The 17,053-nt window shown below is 32.1% G+C and carries 19 protein-coding genes; 16 read left to right on the forward strand and 3 right to left on the reverse strand.

Annotation, left to right across the window (positions count from 1 at the left end):
* The first annotated feature begins 1 nt into the window (after position 1).
* From BUC09_RS02165 to sufD, 9 genes are all read left to right on the forward strand, one after another.
* Complete coding sequence (locus BUC09_RS02165; protein WP_073308244.1) at positions 2-460, forward strand: T9SS type A sorting domain-containing protein; 459 nt, start codon at positions 2-4, stop codon at positions 458-460.
* Complete coding sequence (locus tag BUC09_RS02170; RefSeq protein WP_073308246.1) at positions 457-2,127, forward strand: T9SS type A sorting domain-containing protein; 1,671 nt, start codon at positions 457-459, stop codon at positions 2,125-2,127. The genes BUC09_RS02165 and BUC09_RS02170 overlap by 4 nt, the downstream gene beginning before the upstream one ends.
* Positions 2,124-2,846 (forward strand): hypothetical protein, encoded by a 723-nt coding sequence (locus tag BUC09_RS02175; protein ID WP_073308248.1) that lies wholly within the window; start codon positions 2,124-2,126, stop codon positions 2,844-2,846. Before BUC09_RS02170 ends, BUC09_RS02175 begins: the two co-directional genes overlap by 4 nt.
* 1 nt (position 2,847) lies before the next feature.
* Entirely contained in the window at positions 2,848-3,228 is a 381-nt protein-coding gene (locus BUC09_RS02180) for a hypothetical protein (RefSeq protein WP_143161847.1), read from the forward strand.
* Between the two features lie 11 nt (positions 3,229-3,239).
* Positions 3,240-3,731: a hypothetical protein gene (locus BUC09_RS02185; protein WP_073308252.1), complete on the forward strand. Its 492-nt coding sequence runs from the start codon at positions 3,240-3,242 to the stop codon at positions 3,729-3,731.
* Between the two features lie 380 nt (positions 3,732-4,111).
* Positions 4,112-4,441: a HesB/IscA family protein gene (locus BUC09_RS02190; protein ID WP_073308254.1), complete on the forward strand. Its 330-nt coding sequence runs from the start codon at positions 4,112-4,114 to the stop codon at positions 4,439-4,441.
* Between the two features lie 19 nt (positions 4,442-4,460).
* The gene (gene sufB, locus BUC09_RS02195) at positions 4,461-5,909 is read left to right on the forward strand and encodes a Fe-S cluster assembly protein SufB (protein WP_073308256.1); all 1,449 of its coding nucleotides are present in this window, start codon (positions 4,461-4,463) and stop codon (positions 5,907-5,909) included.
* A gap of 31 nt (positions 5,910-5,940) precedes the next feature.
* The gene (sufC, locus tag BUC09_RS02200) at positions 5,941-6,693 is read left to right on the forward strand and encodes a Fe-S cluster assembly ATPase SufC (protein WP_073308258.1); all 753 of its coding nucleotides are present in this window, start codon (positions 5,941-5,943) and stop codon (positions 6,691-6,693) included.
* 1 nt (position 6,694) lies between these two features.
* Positions 6,695-8,011, forward strand: coding sequence for a Fe-S cluster assembly protein SufD (gene sufD / locus BUC09_RS02205; RefSeq protein ID WP_073308260.1), 1,317 nt, complete (start codon positions 6,695-6,697; stop codon positions 8,009-8,011).
* Between the two features lie 38 nt (positions 8,012-8,049).
* On the opposite strand, the gene BUC09_RS02210 is transcribed toward sufD, so the two are convergent.
* A complete protein-coding gene (locus tag BUC09_RS02210) occupies positions 8,050-9,198 on the reverse strand; it encodes a poly(ethylene terephthalate) hydrolase family protein (protein ID WP_073308262.1) in 1,149 nt (382 codons plus the stop codon).
* A 378-nt stretch (positions 9,199-9,576) separates the two neighbouring features.
* On the reverse strand, positions 9,577-10,917 hold the full coding sequence (locus BUC09_RS02215; protein ID WP_073308264.1) for a serine hydrolase domain-containing protein: 1,341 nt from the start codon (positions 10,915-10,917) through the stop codon (positions 9,577-9,579).
* A 126-nt stretch (positions 10,918-11,043) separates the two neighbouring features.
* On the opposite strand from BUC09_RS02215, the gene BUC09_RS02220 reads away from it, so the two are divergent.
* The 7 genes from BUC09_RS02220 to BUC09_RS02250 are packed head-to-tail and all read left to right on the forward strand — an operon-like array spanning position 11,044 to position 15,673.
* Positions 11,044-12,258, forward strand: a complete 1,215-nt coding sequence (locus BUC09_RS02220) for an aminotransferase class V-fold PLP-dependent enzyme (protein WP_073309015.1) — start codon at positions 11,044-11,046, stop codon at positions 12,256-12,258.
* Positions 12,259-12,273: 15 nt separating this feature from the next.
* Positions 12,274-12,834: a hypothetical protein gene (locus tag BUC09_RS14610; protein ID WP_084127062.1), complete on the forward strand. Its 561-nt coding sequence runs from the start codon at positions 12,274-12,276 to the stop codon at positions 12,832-12,834.
* Between the two features lie 2 nt (positions 12,835-12,836).
* The gene (locus tag BUC09_RS02230) at positions 12,837-13,256 is read left to right on the forward strand and encodes a SufE family protein (RefSeq protein WP_073308266.1); all 420 of its coding nucleotides are present in this window, start codon (positions 12,837-12,839) and stop codon (positions 13,254-13,256) included.
* A 3-nt stretch (positions 13,257-13,259) separates the two neighbouring features.
* Positions 13,260-13,583, forward strand: a complete 324-nt coding sequence (locus BUC09_RS02235) for an SUF system Fe-S cluster assembly protein (RefSeq protein WP_073308268.1) — start codon at positions 13,260-13,262, stop codon at positions 13,581-13,583.
* Between the two features lie 6 nt (positions 13,584-13,589).
* On the forward strand, positions 13,590-14,138 hold the full coding sequence (locus BUC09_RS02240) for a GNAT family N-acetyltransferase (RefSeq protein ID WP_073308271.1): 549 nt from the start codon (positions 13,590-13,592) through the stop codon (positions 14,136-14,138).
* 35 nt (positions 14,139-14,173) lie between these two features.
* Complete coding sequence (locus BUC09_RS02245; RefSeq protein ID WP_073308279.1) at positions 14,174-14,680, forward strand: DUF2480 family protein; 507 nt, start codon at positions 14,174-14,176, stop codon at positions 14,678-14,680.
* 42 nt (positions 14,681-14,722) lie between these two features.
* On the forward strand, positions 14,723-15,673 hold the full coding sequence (locus BUC09_RS02250) for a DUF3078 domain-containing protein (protein ID WP_073308281.1): 951 nt from the start codon (positions 14,723-14,725) through the stop codon (positions 15,671-15,673).
* Between the two features lie 143 nt (positions 15,674-15,816).
* Here the strand turns inward: BUC09_RS02250 and hflX are convergent, their stop codons facing one another.
* Positions 15,817-17,040, reverse strand: coding sequence for a GTPase HflX (gene hflX / locus BUC09_RS02255; protein ID WP_073308283.1), 1,224 nt, complete (start codon positions 17,038-17,040; stop codon positions 15,817-15,819).
* Positions 17,041-17,053: the final 13 nt, after the last annotated feature.

The following is a 17,053-nucleotide window of genomic DNA, read 5'->3' on the forward strand; positions in this document are numbered from 1 at the left end:
GATGAAAACAATTGTACTGATCCTTTTCTTTTCGGTCAATTGTTTTTCACAACAATTATACCGTCAAACATTTAGTGGTGATTATGCTTCTTCAGCTAATGGGAAATCATTAGTTGGTGAAGTTTTTAACAGAAACTATTCCGATGGAAACCTTACAGTAGGAGAATCTATTCTATATCAAATTGCTTTGTTAAATACATTGAGTGTCGAGGAGGTTAATGATAAAAATATATCCTTAATAATATATCCTAATCCTGTCGAAAACGAATTGTTTGTTCAACATCAAGATATTTCGAATTGGCAAGTTCGAGTTTATGATATAACAGGAAAACAAATCACCTCAGTATTTGTAAATCAAGGTTTTATGAATCTAAATTTTTTAAGTAGTGGAACGTATTATTTAGTTTTTACAAACGAAGAAAATTTAGTCAACGTAACGAAGAAAATCATTAAAAAATGAGAAAAATAATCTTTATATTTCTGTTACTACCAATACTTGGAATAGCTCAAAATTGGGAACAAATTATTATAGCTTCAGGAAATGATAGTTCGAATCCAATGTTCTTTACTGAGTATAATGGTGAACTTTACTTTAATGCCCGAGGTACAAATGTAAGCGGAATTGGAAATGAATTATACAAAACAAATGGAACTCAAGCTGGAACCAGCTTGGTTATGAATTTGAATCCAAATTTTTCGGGAAGTAGTTATCCTAGCAATTTTACAGTTTTTAATGGCGAATTGTATTTTACTGCAAATGATGGTGTTCATGGTAGGGAACTTTTTAAAACAGATGGAACAACTATATCTTTAGTAAAAGACATTAATGTAGGTTCTGGTTCATCTTCAAATCATTCAGACAATATGATGACAATGTTAGAAGAAAACGGGTTTCTATATTTTTTTGCAGAAGATACCTCAGGAACCGGATATGATTTGTGGGAAACTGACGGAACTGAAGCAGGAACTGTAAAAGTTTTGGAACTAAATACAAACGAAGGTTCTGGTTTAAATTTAAACTTTAAGAAGTTAGGGAATTCTTTATACTTTGTTTATACAGATAGTAATACTAGTCATAAAGAGATTTATAAATATGAGCCTTTATCTAGCAATCAGACTTCTGTTTTAAATGTTTATCCCTCAAATAATTCAAGTGGATATGGCTACTTAACTATTTTTGATAACAAATTATTTGCTGTTGCAGATGGCAAAATTTATTACACAAATGGAGCAACAAACGGCTTTGTAGTTCTTGGAACAAATGGAATAACTGCATTTAATAAGTTAACTGTTTTAAATGATGGATTATTTTTCTTTGGAAACTCTTCAATAAATGGTAATCAAGACGTTTATAAATGTTTTTATAATCCAGCTGAAAATGACTATAGAGTACAATTGGTTTATGATTTTAACGCTGGTGGAAGTGGTTTTCTAAATCCTTTACCAGGCAGTTTATCTGATAACGGAATACCATATTTCACGTCACTAAACAATAAGCTCTATTTTACGGCTAGAGAACAATCGTCTCCAAACGGTGGTTTAGTGTATCAAATTTACGAAACGGATGGAACAACAACCCAAATTGCAATTCCTATTACACATAGTGGTTCACCAAGTTCACGACCTATATATTGGATTACGGCCAATAATAATAAATTATATTTTTTAATGAGTGGCGATAATAGCCCTGAACAATTATGGGAAGCTAATCCAGATGATGGGATGTTTACACAACTTTCTTCCTACACAGGACCTACAACGCAACCAAGACAAATTTTTGTAAGACCATTAAAATCTTGGAATAATAATATATATGTTGAGGGTACTACTACTGCTGAAGGTTATGAATTGTGGAAATTTGGAACTGGAACTTTAAGTATAGATGAAGTAGCTTTTGGAAGTAAAATTCAAATATACCCTAATCCAACTCAAGATTATTTGATGTTAAATATTGAAAATATTGACGAATATCAAATTACTGTTTTTAACGCTGTTGGCCAACAAGTAAATCTAATGATTAATAATAATTCAATCAATCTTACATCAGTGCCCAAAGGTATTTATTACATCACTGTTTGGAATTCAATAACTGAAAAAAAAATCACTAAGAAAATCATTAAATCATGAAATCAACATTAATAATCTTAAGTACTATTTTTCTTTTTGCCTTTTCATGTAAGGAAGAAAACAAAGAAGAACTAGAAAATCAATTAGAAACTGCAATCGAATCGTCTGGTGGAAAAACAGCTGAAGAATGGAACGGAAAATTAGATCAATTATTTACCGTTGAAATGGCAGCTCAAGTAATTCATTACAATGTTTCACAAGCTGTTAAAGATTATAATCAAGTATTAAACAATCCTCAAACGCATAGTATACAGTACAAATGGGATAAAGGTAGAGTTGAGGTTTCGGATAAAATTAAAAACCCTATCAATGGCAAACCAATGGAGATTCCAACAGATGATTATATAGAGGTTTCATGGGTGAGAACCACAACTTTAGAGGAATTCAAACACAATTATCACACGCCAACAGCAGAAGAGTTAGCAAATGCTTCACAAGCGATGGATTCAAAAATGCAAGAAATGCAAAATTCAGGAAAAGCTACATCTGATCAAGCTGCGATGGCAAAGGAAATGGCAACTTCTTTAGGCGAAGGATTAAGTTATACTGAAATTCCTAACATCGGGAATTATGCAGTTTGGAATAACAAGGATAAAAATTTAAAAGTGTTTTATAAAGGATTAGAGTTTCAGGTTTATGCCAACTTAGGGAATGAGGCTAAAAATCAAGAAACTTGTATTGAAGCAGCGAAACTAATAATTACAGAAAAACTTAAGTAAAATGAAAAAGCTAGTATTTATATTCTTAATGATTATTTCATTTTCAGCTTCTGCTCAGGTTTTTATAAACAGAGTTGGAAATTCAAATATGCCAAAGTTTGTAATAGAAAACGGAAAAACATTTATATATCATAAAGTGGGAGGTAAAATAGAACTAGGTTTTACTTTCGATCAAGTGCCTTTAATATATGATAATGCTGATGGGAGAAGTCGAGCAAAAATGACGGTTTCAACGACAGATAAGGTAGCTAAAAGAACTTTTGTAATTACGTATACTTTACACCGTCAGACTCAAAAATATGGTGCAGGTATTGAATATACAGTAGATTTTCACGATAAGCGACCAACTAAATTTTTAAACGAGTACTTCAACGCAAATTAATTTAAACAATCATGAAAAAAATAATATTTATTGCAATAATAACCTTGTGTAGTTTGGTGTCTAATGCGCAGCTGGTACAAGGAGAAATACTTTTAGGAGAACAATCTAAAACAGAAATAAAACTTAAGAACAACAAAGGTGTTAACCTTTATGCTGCTTTTAGAGAAGGTAATTATCCCCTACATTTCATTTTTTCTACAGATGCTGTTCCGTTAAATTCAGATAAAAAAGAAGTCGTTCAGTTTGTTTTTACAACAACCGTAAAGCGAGATGGAAAAGTCATGGGTACTGTTAAAAGAAATCCAATACCATTCTTTCCAGGTGATATGTTTATGCCTGTTGAGACTTTCGATTTTATTTCTATACTGTCTAACATGCAAACCAATTCAAATGATAGAATTTCTGAAATCCCCTCGGGTAAATATGAAGTAATTCTTGATGCAAAACCTCAAGGAATTAAAGGAGAAATTAAACCTGTTCGTTTTTTAATAACTGTAAACTAATGAGAAAAATGCTTTTTTGCATTTTATTTTGATTTTTATAAGGTTTCTTGATCTAAATATAAATTATAGAATAGTTTTTAATAATTAGGTTTAGTTAAAAAAATCGTCAGCGTTTTGCTGACGATTTTTTTTTTTCAAACATACTTTTCTATATCCTTCTCAATAGAATAATTAGATTCTTGTTTTTAACAAACATTATATAAATTATTAGTATAAATTTTATCTGTTTTAACTTAAGTCTATTTTTAGTAACAATCAAAATAAAATGCAACAATCAAATTTTTCTATCTATCCATTAGTTATAAAAATGTTAGTAATTATGGAAAAACATTTTTATGTTGTACCTTTGCGGTTAATTTAGACAAAATCAAAATAAGATCATGATAAAAGTATCAGAATCAGCTAGTAAAAAGATTGTCGACATGATGAAAGATGACGGTTTTGACCCTACAAATGATTATGTTAGAGTGGGTGTAAAAAGCGGCGGTTGCTCTGGTTTGTCCTATGAATTGAAATTTGACAAAGAGATTGGAGAAAACGATAAAATTTTTGAAGACAATAATGTTAAAATTGCTGTCGAAAAAAAGTCCTTTTTATACTTGGTAGGAACTGTATTAGAATATTCAGGAGGATTAAACGGAAAAGGTTTCGTGTTTAATAACCCTAATGCACAACGCACTTGTGGTTGTGGTGAGAGTTTTTCTCTATAAAAAATTGTAGCTAAATATTATGTCAAAATATACCGAAGACGATTTAAAGGTCGAACTCGAAAATAAAGAGTACGAATACGGATTTTTTACCGATATAGAATCTGAAACGTTTCCTATTGGTTTAAATGAAGATATTGTTCGTGCCATATCAAAAAAGAAAGAAGAGCCTCAATGGATGACAGATTGGCGTATCGAAGCTTTTCGTGCTTGGACTGAAATGGAAGAGCCAGAATGGGCAAACGTTAACTATGAAAAACCTGATTTTCAGGCGATTTCTTATTATTCTGCACCCAAAAAGAAAGATAAATATGAAAGCCTAGATGAGGTGGATCCAGAATTATTGGAAACTTTCAAAAAGTTAGGTATTTCATTAGATGAGCAAAAGAAATTAGCTGGTGTAGCAATGGATATCGTTGTTGATTCAGTTTCTGTGGCTACGACTTTCAAAAAAACTTTAGCAGAAAAAGGAATTATTTTCTGCTCTATTTCTGAAGCTATTCGTGAATATCCAGAATTGGTTCAAAAATATATCGGAACTGTAGTTCCTCAAAAAGATAATTTCTATGCAGCTTTGAATTCTGCCGTTTTCTCTGACGGAAGTTTTTGTTACATTCCAAAAGGCGTAAAATGTCCAATGGAATTATCTACCTATTTCCGTATTAATCAAGGAGGAACGGGTCAGTTTGAAAGAACTTTAGTGATTGCTGATGAAGGTAGTTATGTGTCTTACCTTGAAGGTTGTACAGCGCCAAGCCGTGATGAAAATCAATTACACGCAGCGGTTGTTGAATTAATTGCTCTTGATGATGCAGAAATTAAATACTCGACAGTACAAAACTGGTATCCTGGGAATAAAGAAGGTAAAGGAGGAGTTTTCAACTTTGTGACTAAACGTGGTTTATGTGAGAAAAATGCAAAAATCTCTTGGACACAAGTAGAAACAGGTTCTGCAGTTACTTGGAAATATCCTTCTTGTGTGTTAAAAGGAGATAATTCAATTGGTGAGTTTTATTCAATTGCGGTAACCAACAATTTTCAACAAGCCGATACGGGTACAAAAATGATTCATTTAGGTAAAAACACTAAATCGACTATCATTTCAAAAGGTATTTCGGCAGGAAAATCTCAAAATAGTTATAGAGGGTTGGTGCAAATTAGTTCTCGTGCTGACAATGCTAGAAACTTCTCTCAATGTGACTCATTGTTAATGGGGAACAATTGCGGAGCACATACTTTCCCGTATATCGAATCTAAAAATACTTCTGCCAAAATTGAGCACGAAGCGACTACTTCCAAAATTGGTGAAGATCAAGTTTTTTATTGCAATCAACGAGGAATTCCTACTGAAAAAGCCATTGCATTAATTGTAAATGGATTCAGTAAAGAAGTGTTAAACAAGTTGCCAATGGAGTTTGCGGTTGAAGCTCAAAAACTATTGGAAATTTCCCTGGAAGGTTCGGTTGGATAATCATTACAAAAATTAAAAATAATACTATAGTATGTTAAATATAAAGAATTTACACGCTTCGGTAGAAGATAAAGAAATATTAAAAGGAATCAACCTTGAAATTAAGGCTGGAGAAGTTCATGCCATTATGGGACCTAATGGTGCTGGTAAATCAACACTTTCGTCTATCATTGCTGGAAATGAAAATTATGAAGTGTCTGAAGGGGAAATCTTTTTAGATGGAGAAGAAATTTCAGAATTTGCTCCAGAGGAAAGAGCCCATAAAGGGATATTTCTTTCGTTTCAATATCCTGTAGAAATTCCAGGTGTTTCGGTGACCAACTTCATCAAAACAGCTATCAATGAAAGTCGTAAAGCCAACGGTCAAGAAGAAATGCCGGCTAACGAAATGTTGAAGAAAATCCGTGAGAAATCAGAATTGTTAGAAATGGATAGAAAGTTTCTTTCTCGTTCATTAAATGAAGGTTTCTCAGGAGGTGAGAAAAAGCGTAATGAAATCTTCCAAATGGCTATGTTAGAGCCAAAAATCGCAATTCTTGACGAAACAGATTCTGGTTTAGATATCGATGCCTTACGTATTGTAGCGAATGGTGTGAATAAATTAAAAAATGAAAACAATGCGGTGTTAGTCATTACACACTACCAACGTTTGTTAGATTATATTGTTCCCGATTTCGTTCACGTATTAATGGACGGAAAAATTGTAAAATCAGGAGACGCTTCATTGGCTTTAGAGTTAGAAGAAAAAGGATACGATTGGATTAAACAAGAACAAGAGGCTTAAAATGGAGTTGAAAGAAAAATTAATCTCATCATTTATGGCTTTTGAAGAGAAAGTTGATGTAGCTACCGAGTTACATGACTTGAGAACTTCGGCCTTAAAGAATTTTGAAACAAAAGGTTTTCCAACAAAAAAAGAGGAAGCTTGGAAATATACATCGCTTAATGCGATCTTAAAAAACGATTTCAGTATTTTTCCTAAAAAGGAGAGTGCGATTGAAATCAAAGATGTAAAAAAATACTTCATTAACGATGTAGACACCTATAAAGTGATCTTTATTGATGGTGTTTTTAGTACATTCTTATCATCAACTACACATGATGGATTAGATGTTTGTTTAATGTCTTCGGCATTGACAAAACCTAAATATAAAATGGTTATTGACAACTACTTTAATCAAATTGCCAATAAAGAAGACAGTCTTACATCGTTAAACACTGCTTTTGCTTATGAAGGTGCTTATATCAATATCCCCAAAAGTAAAGTAGTAGAAAAACCTATCGAAATCATTTATTTCTCTACAGGTAACGAAGCAGCGTTGATGGTACAGCCACGTAATTTGGTTATCGTTGGCGAAAATGCTCATGTGCAAATTATTGAACGTCACCAAAGTTTGAATGAAAATCCTGTTCTTACTAATTCGGTTACTGAAATTTTTGCTCAAAAACGTGCTATAGTGGATTATTACAAAATCCAAAATGATGTGCAAACAGCCAATTTGATTGACAATACATATATTGCTCAAAAACAAGAAAGCCGCGTAGCAGTACATACTTTTTCTTTTGGAGGAAATATTACAAGAAACAATCTAAATTTCTATCATCAAGGGGAAAGAATTGATTCTACATTAAAGGGTATTACAATTATAGGCGACAAACAACATGTTGATCACTATACTTTAGTAAACCACGCTACACCAAATTGTGAGAGTCATCAAAATTACAAGACCATTTTAGACGGAAACTCAACAGGTGTTTTCAATGGAAAGATTTTCGTTGAGAAAGAGGCACAAAAAACAGATGCTTTCCAGCAAAATAACAATATCTTATTGAGTGATAAAGCGACTATCAATGCTAAACCTCAATTAGAAATTTTTGCAGATGATGTAAAATGTTCTCACGGATGTACAATTGGTCAATTAGACGATAGTGCTATGTTTTACATGCAGCAAAGAGGTATTCCTAAAAAAGAAGCTAAAGCATTGTTGATGTATGCTTTTACTAGTGAAGTAACTTCAAGTATCAAAATACCTGAATTAAAAGCTAAAATTGCAAAAATCATAGCCACAAAATTGGGTGTGAATATGGGATTTGATTTATAACAAATAAAGCCACTCATTGAGTGGCTTTATTATTTAAACTATTTTGACTTTTGAATTATCATTCTTTTTGAAGAAACACTATTCTTGGTGTATATTTTTACTATATACTGACCAGATTGCAATGTAGAAACATCAACTTGATCTTTCTTTGAAGTTAAAAGAAGTTGCCCGTATTCGTTATAAAATTCAGCCTTTTCAAATGATTCCAACTCAGTTGTTTTAATGGTCACATTTGTAGTTGTAGGATTAGGAAAAAGAGTTATTTCTAATTGTTGTTTAGACAGAGAATTGTTTGTAATGTTTTGATCACAGCCATTTTGGTAATTTATCCCAACCGATGCCGTTAAATCATTATCGAATAATTGTTTCGCCTCTAGATCACCTTTTAATTTATAATCGAGCCAAGAGTTTAAAAATTTGAAAGTTGTTTGATGTTGTTGTTCTCTTGTAATTTGTATGTTATTAGAAGAGGTTCTTTCACCAAAATCACAAGCTGAATTTGGGTTTGCAAAATAACAATGAGCACCACCAGTAATGCTTATAAAGTATTTACAAGCTGACCCTAAACTATTGTAAATGGGTAAATGATTTTCACTTGGAGGAGTCACACCATCACTAGTTCCCGAAAACACAAGTGCATCTTCAGTTACATTTGAAGCAGGTGTTAGTGTATTAAATCGTAATTTAGCAGGAGCAAATGTTACTAAAGTTTCTACCTCTGTTAATGAAGCCGCAACTGTTGCTGCTCCTCCACCCATTGAATGACCCAATAAAGCAGTTTTATTTGCTACCTTACCTTTTAATACTGAATTTGAATTTGTGTTTTCTGCTTGTATTGCCCCTACCATAAAAGCAAGATCTTTAGAATAAGCATCATGATTTGCAAAAACACTCCCCTCTGAGTTTACAAAAACCACAATGTAACCCCTTGGAACTAGATTATTATAAAAATTTTGATATGCATCTGAACCCATTACAAAACCATGACCAAGAACAATGACTGGAAAAGTTACATTTGGTTGAGTAGTAACGGTACTAACAGGGTAATAGATTTTAGTAGCTACACTTCTGTTACTTCTTCTACTATCTTTGAATGTTTTAGTAGTTGTGGCAACACTATAATTTTGTGAAACTCCATCGAATCCAAAGATTAAAATGCTGAGCATTGTAAAAATAAATTTTTTCATAATTTGTTTGTTTTTAAATGATTAGGTGCTAAAATTAAAAACTTTTACTATGCAAGCATAATATTTTATAAGATTTTTTAAACTTTTTCTTACAAAATAAACAATTACTAAAAAAAGTACAGTAGAGTTAAAAATTAATATTATAAACTAATTTTTTTAACAAAAATTGAAATTTAGTTTCACAAATTCATTGCGGTCACATCTCAAAGTGCTGTCGTAAAGAATAACATCACCATATAGAAACTAAGTCATAAGAGATCTTTTCTAAAGGATCTAGCATTTATATTGTTAATTGAAATTGTCACAATCAAGGTAATAAATTGTGTACATTAGGAGATTTGATTTATAACAAAAAAGCCACTCATTGAGTGGCTTTTTTTATTTCTTAACACTTGCTAGAATCTCTTTCAACAATTCATTCAAATCAATATGGTCATAACCTAAACGAACGACTACCATATCGTGTGAAGGAATAATGAAAACTCGTTGTCCTTGAAAACCATCAGCGTAGTAAATATCTTTTGGGCAATTAGGCATTGCACCTCCAGCATTCAACCAGAATTGTGCACCGTATTGATCATTAGAAGTAGGAGTAGGAGTAGAAACATATTTTGTCCAATTGGTTTCAAATAATTGTTCTCCGTTCCAATTTCCGTTGTGTAAATAAAGCAATCCAAATTTTGCCCAATCACGAGCGTTTGCCCAAGCGTATGAGGAACCAATGTAATTTCCTTTTAAATCTGCCTCTACAAGCATCGAATGCATACCAATTTTGTCAATTAAAGCACTGTACCAAAAATCTAAATATTCTTGGTGGGTTTTAAATTGTTTACGTAGAACTCCTGACAATAAATTTGTTGTTCCTGAAGAATAATTCCAAGTTGCATTTGGTTTCCCTATTAGGGGTTTGTTGATTTGAGATTTAGTCATGTCACTCTCTTGAAAAAGCATTTTGGTCACATCAGATATTTTTCCATAATCTTCATCCCATTCTAATCCTGAATTCATTTGTAATAGGTTGTGAATAGTAATGTTTTTTCTTTCATCATTGGCCCATTCTGCAATTGGTGCTTGCTGATTTACATTCAGTTTGCCTTGTTTTTGTAAAATTCCAAATAAAGTTGAGGTAATACTTTTAGTCATAGACCAACCCAATAATCTGGAATCTTTAGAAAATCCGGGTGCATATTTTTCGGCTATAATTTGGTCTTTATAAACTACAACAATAGCACGAGTACATTTTTTACCTTCAGCATTTGGTTCAAAAGCCTTATTTAGAGCTTTGTTTAGTTTGTTAAAATCAACATTTGTAAAGCTAGGTTTTATTGGTTCTCCATCACCATAAGGGAAAGGTACAGACTTGTCTATTGTGAAATTTCTTTTTGGAACTAAGTAAGGTTCAGATTCATTGTAATCATCATTTACTAAAACGGCTCCTAAGCCCTCTCGATAAATCGCTTTTCTTGTTTTTAACCCATAAACTGAAGCTTCAGCATATTTCCCTTTTTGATTGATTTCGTTATCGGCTAAATCGATGAGGTCAATATCATTATCCCCTTTTTCAATTACTTCAAGTGAACGATTGTCTAAAAAATGGCCAGAAGCAACACTTTTTGAAGAAAAACCCGAAATCAAATCAAGTTTTGGATACGTATCAAATCCGAAATAAATAATAGCAGCTAAAAAAACAAGGCCTAAAAAACGAAAGATCTTTTTCATAGTGAAGAAATTAGATAGATGCAATTTAGGAAATAGCTATGAATGCATAAAAAAGATTTATTAAATAATTCTTCTATTCGTGGTCAAATAACTACTTTTGTATTTAGAAAAAATCTAAATAATAAAATGTTAGATATCCAAAAAATAAGAGCAGATTTTCCCATTTTAGAGCAAAAAGTAAACGGAAAACCTTTAATATATTTTGATAACGGAGCCACTTCACAAAAACCTAGAGTGGTTATAGATGCGATAACAAAATACTACGAAGAAATTAATGCCAATATTCACAGAGGTGTACATACTTTAAGCCAGTTGGCAACCGATGCTTATGAAGCATCTCGTGAAAAAGTTAGAAATCATATTAATGCTAAAGAAGTATATGAAGTAATTTTTACTTCGGGCACTACACAAGGAATTAATTTAGTTGCAAGCGGAATGGCTTCTTTGGTTAAAGAAGGTGATGAGATAATGGTTTCGGCTGTAGAACACCATAGTAATATTGTGCCTTGGCAGTTTTTGTGTGAAAAAACAGGAGCAAAGTTGGTTGTTATTCCAATGAAAGAAAATGGAGAATTAATCATGTCTGAGTATGACAAATTACTTTCTACCAAAACCAAAATTGTAGCTGTAAATCATATTTCAAATGCATTAGGAACTATAAATCCTATTGAATATATTATCAAGAAAGCACATGAAGTTGGAGCAGCCGTTTTAGTTGATGGGGCTCAAGCAACTCCTCATTTAAAGCCTGATGTTCAGGACTTGGGTTGTGATTTTTATGTGTTCTCGGGTCATAAAATTTGTGGACCAACCGGTGTTGGGATTTTATATGGTAAAGAAGAATGGTTGAATATGTTGCCTCCTTATATGGGTGGTGGTGAAATGATCAAGGAAGTGACTTTTGAAAAAACAACCTATGCCGATTTACCTCATAAATTTGAAGCTGGAACGCCTAACATTGCTGATGGAATTGTTCTTGGTACTGCCATTGATTATTTAAATGAAGTTGGATTCGAAAACATTCAAAAGCAGGAAAAAGAATTGTTATCTTATGCTACAGAAAAGTTATTGGAAATTGAAGGATTAAAAATCTTTGGAACTTCCGAAAATAAGACGTCAGTAGTGTCATTTAATATTGAAGGAATTCACCCGTATGATATTGGAACAATAATTGATAAGTTAGGTATAGCAGTTCGCACTGGACATCATTGTGCTCAACCTATAATGAATTATTTTAATATTCCTGGTACCATAAGAGCAAGTTTTTCGTTTTATAATACAAAAGAAGAAATTGATACCTTTGTGGAAGCTGTTAAAAAAGCTAAAATGATGTTGTCATAACTAAAACTAAAGACCATGAGAAAATTAGCGTTTATAGGAGCTTTGATGTTTGTTTTGCTTTCTTGCAAATGTAAGAAAGAGGTAGTAGCAACTGAGTTGAAAGAAGAAAATAGTAAAGAAAAAGTTGAAACGCAAGAGCCTAAACACACCATGTCGTTACCTAAAAACTCTTTAGCAACAAGAACTAAGGTTGATGAAAATAAAAATCAAGAAAAAGGGATGTCTGTTGAGTATGAAGCAATGTCAAGAGGATATTTTTTGAAAATTGTATATAGGGGTAATTCCATAAGTGTCGGGAAAGATAGAAATGATTTATCACAAAATAAGACAATAAAATTATCAAGTCAAGAAGAAAATGAACTAAATCAAATGTTGGCAAAGTTTGATCCAAAAACACTTCCAAATCTGAAATGGCCTACTGAGAAGAGATATTATGATGGGGCTGCACATGCAAATTTAGTTATAATAAAAGATGGAGAAACTTATACAGGAGCAGGATTTGATCATGGTTTTCCTCCAAAAGAGATTGAACAATTTGTTAAAAAATTAGTAGAATTATCAGAGAGAGAGAAGTAAAAATGACAATTCAAGAAATTCAAGAAGAGATCGTCGATGAGTTTTCAATGTTCGATGATTGGATGCAACGATACGAGTATATCATCGAATTAGGGAAATCACTCCCTTTAATTGATGAACAATACAAAACGGAAGATAATATAATCAAAGGATGTCAGTCTAAGGTTTGGGTTCACGCAGAACAAAACGATGATAAAGTTGTTTTTACAGCTGATAGTGATGCTATTTTGACTAAAGGTATTATTGCGATTTTGATTAGAACATTTTCAAATCAAACACCAAAACAAATTTTAGATGCTGATACTAATTTTATAGATGAAATTGGTCTAAAAGAGCATTTATCACCAACTCGTGCAAACGGTTTGGTATCAATGATTAAACAAATAAAAATGTATGCATTAGCTTTTCAGGCTAAAAATTAAGAAATGGAAGAATTTAACGATACAATAAATTTAGGGGAAGAGGTAGTAAAAATTTTAAAAACGATTTATGATCCAGAAATCCCTGTAGACATTTATGAGTTAGGATTAATTTATGATGTTTATGTAAACGAAGATATGGATGTGAAAATCCTAATGACTTTAACATCTCCTAATTGCCCAGTTGCCGAAACATTACCTAATGAAGTAAAGGAAAAAATTGAAAAGATAGGTGATGTGAAAACTTGTGAAGTAGAAATTACTTTTGATCCACCTTGGAGCAAAGATTTAATGAGTGAAGAAGCTAAATTAGAATTGGGAATGCTTTAATTTTTAATGAAAATTCCAAAACTAGAAGTCAATAGGCTAGTAACAGAAAGATTAATACTTATTCCTTTTGATTTAGAACTTTGCAAAAACCTCATAGAGAATGATTTTGATGATTTGCTTAAAATGGGGTTAAGAAGAGGTTTAAGTTGGCCAGATGAAGATGTGATTGAGACGCTACCAAAAATAGTAAATAATCTATCTAAAGTAGATTGGCCTACAGGTTTTGAATCTTGGATGATTATAAAAAAAGACTCATCAGAAATAATAGGTGATTTAGGCTTTAAAGGTTACAATTATCAAACACAAAGTGTTGATATTGGATATGGTATTATAAAGGAAGAAAGAAGAAAAGGATTTGCAGAAGAAGCGTCCCGAGAGATTATAAATTGGGCATTTTCTAAAGAATTTGTGTACGAGATTACGGCCCAATGTTTACAGAAAAACAGTTCTTCTGTTAATTTATTAAAAAAATTAGGTTTTAAAGAAACTCACAAAGATATAACGATGATTTATTGGTCTTTATCAAAGAGCAGGTACAATTTAGTTGTCAGATAGAGAATTTGATTTTTTATAATTGAAATGAGTTAAAAATGGAAGAAATTATAAATAAAGTAGCGTCAAGTGCTTTAGTAGTTTTCGATTTAGAAGATTACTATCAAACTGGTATGCGTTCTAAAATTGATATTTCACAGTGGCTTATTGAAGGCTTTTTGTTAAAAGAAAAAGATTTTCGTGAGAATTTAAAAAGTTATGATTGGTCACAATATCTAGATCATTATGTTGCGGTATATTGTTCTACAGATGCTATTTTGCCTGCTTGGGCAAGTATATTAGTTGCTTCATATGTAGCTCCTTTTGCAAAAAAAGTAATTCTTGGTGATCTTACAGCGTTAGAAACTTCAATTTATGAATCTGAATTAGCTAGAATTGATTTTTCTTCTTACCAAGATAAGCCAGTTATTTTAAAAGGCTGTTCTAAAAAACCAGTTCCAGAAACAGCCTATATTTTAGCAATTCAAAAATTACAAAAGCACGCTAAGAGCGTTATGTATGGTGAAGCATGTTCGGCTGTGCCTATTTTCAAAGCAAAGAAATAAGAAAAATTTTCATAAATTTGAGTAAATACAAAACTCAATACTATGAAAAAAATCGTTTTTGTTAATTTGATTCTTCTTTTTTACGGAATCACTTCAGCTCAAGTAAATGAAAAAGCTTTAATAAATAAAACTGCTGAAGCTGCAGAAAAAACCAAAGACACAACTAATATGGGATGGAAAAAAGCAGGTAATTTTTCATTCCTTTTCAATCAATCTGCATTCAATAATGAGTGGCTTGGTGGTGGCACTTCTAATATGGCTGGTAATATTAGTCTCAACTATGATTTTAATTATAAATCGGAAAGTATAGTTTGGGATAATAAAATTTTTGCTGCATATGGTTTAACCAAATTGAAAGATCAAGAGACCACAAAATCAGATGACCGTTTAGAGTTTACTTCTTTGTTAGGAAAAAAAGCAAGTGGATATTGGTATTATTCAGCTTTTTTAAACTTCAAGACCCAAATGGATGCTGGATTTAAGTATGTTGATTTTACTAATGATAATGGTACGCCACTTATTACTACTGATGATTTTGCAGACAAACAAAAAGTAACTATATCTCACTTTTTCTCTCCTGCTTATTTGCAAGTAGGTCCTGGGATGCTTTGGAAAAAATCAGACAATTTAAAAGTGAATATTGCTCCTGCAACATCACGTTTCATTTTTGTTCACAAACATTTTACCGAATTAGGATCAGCATTTGGAGTTGACCAAGGGAAAAGTTTTAGATTTGAATTTGGTGCTGCTTTAAATGGCTACTATAAATTCAATATTATGGAAAACGTTTCTATGGAAAACATCTTGAATTTGTATTCTAACTATTTAGAAAAACCACAAAATGTAGATATTGATTATCAAATGAATTTGGTAATGAAAATCAATAAATACCTTTCAACTAATCTTTCGTTCCAAGCAATTTATGATGATAATGCCATTGGAGCCTTTCAAATCAGGGAAGTATTTGGGTTAGGATTTAATTACGGATTTTAATTAGGAGCTATTCCTGCTTTCGCCAGTCGCTTTTTCTTTGTTGACTTCGATTAACTAAATCAACAAAGAAAAGAGCTTCAACAATGGCTCAATCAGGGCTATAAAAAAAGCTGTCTTCGAGTACCTCAGACAGCTTTTTTAGTTTATTCTTTTTCAACGGCATCCTTATAATCCGGATACAAGAAATTGTTGTAAGGAAATCGAGTAATATGAATCTTACGGACAGCCTCATATACTTTTTCGCGCAACTCTTCAAAATTATGTTTCTCAGTCGCTGATATAAATAAGGTGTTGTTTTCGCCTAATTTACTCATCCATGTATTTTGCCATTCTGAAAGTGTATAGTGCTTTGTTGTTTTTTCTGTCATTAAATCATCAGGTTCAATGATTAAATGTTTATAAGCATCTATTTTATTGAAAACCATTATTGTTGGTTTATCATCACTTTTTATATCTTTTAAAATTTGATTTACAGATTCTATGTGGTCCTCAAATTCAGGGTGTGATATGTCAACCACATGAAGTAATAAATCAGCCTCTCTTACTTCGTCTAAGGTGCTCTTGAATGATTCAACCAATTGAGTAGGTAATTTTCTAATAAAACCTACGGTGTCTGAAAGTAAAAACGGCAAGTTTTTAATTACCACTTTTCTAACAGTTGTGTCTAGTGTAGCGAATAATTTGTTTTCGACAAAAACTTCACTTTTACCCACGGCATTCATTAAAGTAGATTTTCCAACATTGGTATAACCAACTAAAGCAACACGTACCATTGCGCCACGATTGCTTCTTTGTACTGCCATTTGTTTATCGATAACCTTAATCTTGTCTTTAAGCAAAGCAATACGGTCACGAACAATACGACGGTCAGTTTCAATTTCAGTTTCTCCAGGACCTCGCATACCAATACCACCACGTTGACGCTCTAAGTGTGTCCACATACCTGTTAATCGAGGAAGTAAATATTGACATTGGGCTAATTCAACTTGGGTTCTTGCATATGAAGTTTCTGCACGCTGTGCAAAAATATCTAGAATTAAATTGGTTCTATCTAAGACTTTACAATCAAGTTCTCTAGTTATATTTTTTTGCTGCGCAGGGGTTAGCTCATCGTCAAAAATTACAGTTTTAACATCATTATCCTTAATGTAGTATTTTATGTCTTCAAGTTTACCAGTTCCAACAAAAGTTTTTGGGTTGGGTTTGTCCATTTTTTGAGAAAACCTTTTTATTACTTCACCACCAGCCGTAAATGTTAAAAACTCTAATTCATCAAGGTATTCATTTAACTTTTCTTCTGTTTGAAGTTGAGTTACAATACCAACAATGACTGTTTTTTCGAAGTTTATTTTTTCTTTCTCTAGCATATTAAAAATAAAC

The organism is Flavobacterium terrae, assembly GCF_900142035.1.
In the GTDB taxonomy this organism is placed as follows: domain Bacteria; phylum Bacteroidota; class Bacteroidia; order Flavobacteriales; family Flavobacteriaceae; genus Flavobacterium; species Flavobacterium terrae.